This window comes from Mucilaginibacter sp., assembly GCF_036383575.1.
In the GTDB taxonomy this organism is placed as follows: domain Bacteria; phylum Bacteroidota; class Bacteroidia; order Sphingobacteriales; family Sphingobacteriaceae; genus Mucilaginibacter.
In genome coordinates this window covers 1-3,911 of sequence record NZ_DASVOB010000545.1, presented here as the reverse complement: position 1 = coordinate 3,911, position 3,911 = coordinate 1, and the positions used below count along the sequence as shown (strand labels likewise).

Here is a 3,911-nt window from a genome sequence, read left to right as displayed (position 1 = left end):
AATCAATATTAGCATATACCAAAGTAATTGCCGTAAAGCCGGCTGATGCTACTGCTTATTATTACAGGGCAAGGGCAAAAAGTTATTTGGGAAGGGATAACCAGGCTTCGGCGGCGGATAAGGAGTTGTATCTGTTAGGGGCGATAGTCGACCTTACAAAGGCTATCTCCATCAATAATGATATGCGGGATAACAAATACTACCAAAACCGGGGTATAGCTTATCGCGATTATGGTGTGTTTAAATTGCAGGCAACTTCACGTTTTTACGATAAGGCCAGGGGAATAAACTCGTTAAAAGCCTCAGTTGCCGATCTTGAAAAGGTACTTGCCGATAACCCAAGCCGCATGGATATCGCGGCATTGATCGATCAATCTAAGGAAAAACTCATCCAGGCTACTACCGGCGTTAATACGTTGGTGAAGCAGCACTAAAATTCATTTAAATTTTCTCTCTTTTAACGTTTCGGCAAAGTTCCCTGAACTTTGTAATCGTTACGCCCCATCAACTTTACGTGCTGTGTTTTTTGGATCAGGTAAAGCGAGTCGGGAAAATAACTCAGTTTCTCGTTGGTTTCGTACAGCAGATTTTTGGTGTGGTTATAGATCAGGACCCACTCCACTTTATCGCCCACCTTTTTGATAATAATGCGACGGGTTTTAAGTTCGGGCGTGCGTGCCTTGTAAACAATAGCACTATCGCTGTTGCTAATTGTATAACTGTTTTTCCAGGCCGGGCGGTTAATGTCCGACTGGATAAATAAATTGAGCTCCTGGCTCCAGTTACCTATATGTACCACCTTGGTTTCGGTAACACCGTTGTGCGTAACCGTTTTGGTTACAGCAGGGTTTAACTTGGTAAGCCGTGCCGAATCGGCCCTGAAAAACTCTTTCAGGTCAAAATAAACCAGCTTTGCACCGCTTTGCCTGTTATCAGGCCGGCACGAATATAAAGTTGTTATAAATAATAAAAAGCCGCCCATCAGGGCGGCTTTACTTATGTTTTTTGGATTACACCAATACATTACCAGTCATTTCGGGAGGGATGGCAACACCTAATATGTTTAATATTGTTGGCGCCACATCGCCCAGTTTTCCGTCTTTTACCTCTTTAACATCCTTATCAATCACAATACATGGTACCAGGTTGGTAGTATGTGCCGTGTTTGGTGATCCGTCTTCGTTGACCATGTAATCGGCATTGCCATGATCGGCCAGGATAATGAACGAATAGCCGTTGGCCAAACCTGCTTCAACAACAGCTTTGGTGCAGCTGTCGGCAGTTTCGGCTGCTTTAACTACTGCGCTGAAAACACCGGTATGGCCAACCATATCGGTATTGGCAAAGTTAAGGCAGATAAAATCGGGCCAGCCTGTTTCCAACTCCGGAATAATGGCATCACGAATGCCGGCAGCGCTCATCTCAGGCTGTAAATCGTAAGTAGCAACCTTTGGAGATGGTACCAATAACCTTTTCTCGTTTGCAAACTCTTTTTCTCTGCCGCCCGAAAAGAAGAACGTTACATGAGGGTATTTTTCAGTCTCCGCAATCCTGATCTGCGATTTTCCGGCATTTTGCAGGATCTCGCCCAGGGTTTTGGTCAGATCTTCCTTGTTGAAAACAACCTGTACATTCTTAATCGTTTCATCATAAGGTGTCATAGTGATGTAACGTACATTAAGCGGGTGCATGTTATATTCAGGGAACGACTTTTGTGTTAAGGCAATGCTGATCTCACGGCCCCTGTCTGTACGGAAGTTAAAGCAGATCACCACATCGCCATCTTTAATAACTGCCAGCGGTTTTCCTTCGCCATCAACAGCAACTACCGGTTTTACAAACTCGTCGGTAACATCCTCAAGGTAGGAGTGTTTAATGAGGTCGGTAACGTTTTGTGTTGGAGTGCCAAGGCCATTAACTAACAGGTCGTAGGCCAGTTTAACGCGTTCCCAGCGATTATCGCGGTCCATAGCGTAGTAACGGCCTATAGCCGATGCTATTTTAGCGTTGGTGCCGGCAATATGATCTTCCAGGTCGGTCACAAAACCTAAACCCGATTTAGGATCGGTATCGCGCCCATCTAAAAACGCATGGATATATACGTTTGGAACATCCAGTTGCTTAGCAGCATCGCAAAGGCCTTTTACATGCCTGATGTGCGAGTGCACGCCACCATCAGATACTAAACCGATGAAGTGTACATCTTTATTGTTTTGTTTAGCGTATTCAAAGGCATCTTTCAATACCGGGATGGTTGGCAGTTCATGGTCATCAACCGCTTTATGGATGCGACCAAGTTCCTGGTAAACTACGCGACCTGCACCAAGGTTCATGTGCCCCACTTCTGAATTACCCATTTGCCCGGCAGGTAGGCCTACCGCTGTTCCTGAAGCTTCAAGTTTTGAATTTGGATATTGCTTAAGCAGGCCATCAACAAAAGGAGTATTTGCGGCCAGTATTGCGTTTGATTGATCGTTGCGGCCGTAACCCCAGCCATCAAGTATTATTAATGCGAGTTTCTTTTTGTTTTCCACAATGCAAATATAAAGGCAACGGGGTACTTTATATATAATTTTTTAATTTAGGTTAGCCGCCTGAAATAAAAGTTAAATTACGCTGTTAGTGTTTATTATATAGTTTTATAAAACATGGCTTTTTTTTGTTAAAAAGCACATAAACACTTAGCTGCTCTTTGTAACTTTAGCACCCGTTAGTACGTTATTATAGTATGAAATTAATATACCTGTCATCGTTTATTTTTTTGCTAATGCTTCCGCATGCTTCGTCTGCCGATGCAATAGATAACGTGGCTAATCTTTTAAAAGTTGGTAATACCAAAGAGCTTTCCAAATTATTTGCTACCAATGTAGAGATAACCATCATGGAGGATGAGAATGTTTATTCGCAAACCCAGGCGGCAGTGATATTAGATAAGTTCTTCGCTAAAAATAAGCCCCAGGGCATCAAACTGCTGCACAAAGTAAACTCGGGAGGTAATTACCATTTTGGTGTTTATATTTTAAATACCGATAAAGGCGAATTTAGGGTTGCCATCACTTTAAAAGATGCAGGTAAAGGCACCAATGTGGTTGAACTGAAAATTGAAGATGAGAAGGTGAAATGATTTAATTTGAAAATTTGAAGATTGGTTAATTTGAAAATGAATATGTTTTAATATTATCAAATTTTCAAATCGGCACATTTTCAAATTCATTTTATCATACATCGCCATCAAACCCGTGCATTTAAAAATTGTTGTTACTTTTGACACTCAAAACGTACACAATTGGATAAGGAACTAATACACCAGTTTATAAATAATGCTTTAAGTGAGGATGTGGGCGATGGCGACCATACCTCGCTTTCTACTATCCCTGCCGATGCTACCGGCAAAGCAAAACTTTTAGTTAAGGATGAAGGAATACTGGCCGGTGTTGAGCTGGCTGCCGAAATATTTCATGTAGTTGATCCCAATCTTAAGCTTAACTTGTTTTTACAGGATGGTACTCCCGTTAAATATGGCGACGTAGCTTTTGAGGTTGAAGGCAGCTCCCGCAGTATATTAACTGCCGAGCGTTTGGTACTGAATTGTATGCAGCGCATGTCGGGAATTGCTACAAAAACCCGGCAGATAGTAGATCTGCTGCAAGGAACCAATACTAAAGTTTTAGATACCCGTAAAACCACACCTGGCCTGCGTTACCTCGAAAAATGGGCGGTAAGGATAGGCGGCGGTGTAAACCACCGGTTTGGTCTGTATGATATGATCCTGATCAAGGATAACCATGTAGACTATGCCGGCGGGATAAGGCAAGCTATTGAAAGCGCTAACCAATATTTAACCGACAATGGAAAAAAACTTGCCATTGAAATTGAGGTGCGTAACCTTGATGAACTGGAGCAGGTTTTAC

At 42.5% G+C, this 3,911-nt stretch carries 5 protein-coding genes; 3 read left to right on the top strand and 2 right to left on the bottom strand.

What is annotated here, in order from left to right; translation table 11 throughout:
• The coding region (locus tag VF500_RS19410) for a hypothetical protein (protein ID WP_330861266.1) at window positions 1-434 on the top strand (434 nt) is incomplete at its 5' end.
• A gap of 23 nt (window positions 435-457) precedes the next feature.
• Here VF500_RS19410 and VF500_RS19405 read toward each other — a convergent pair.
• Together VF500_RS19405 and gpmI are read right to left on the bottom strand one after the other, a co-directional pair.
• Window positions 458-982, bottom strand: a complete 525-nt coding sequence (locus VF500_RS19405) for a hypothetical protein (protein ID WP_330861265.1) — start codon at window positions 980-982, stop codon at window positions 458-460.
• Window positions 983-1,010: 28 nt separating this feature from the next.
• Window positions 1,011-2,534 (bottom strand): 2,3-bisphosphoglycerate-independent phosphoglycerate mutase, encoded by a 1,524-nt coding sequence (gene gpmI, locus VF500_RS19400; protein WP_330861264.1) that lies wholly within the window; start codon window positions 2,532-2,534, stop codon window positions 1,011-1,013.
• A gap of 194 nt (window positions 2,535-2,728) precedes the next feature.
• On the opposite strand from gpmI, the gene VF500_RS19395 reads away from it, so the two are divergent.
• On the top strand, window positions 2,729-3,124 hold the full coding sequence (locus VF500_RS19395) for a DUF4783 domain-containing protein (RefSeq protein ID WP_330861263.1): 396 nt from the start codon (window positions 2,729-2,731) through the stop codon (window positions 3,122-3,124).
• A 162-nt stretch (window positions 3,125-3,286) separates the two neighbouring features.
• Window positions 3,287-3,911 (top strand): carboxylating nicotinate-nucleotide diphosphorylase (gene nadC, locus VF500_RS19390; RefSeq protein ID WP_330861262.1); only part of this gene is annotated, 625 nt, incomplete at its 3' end.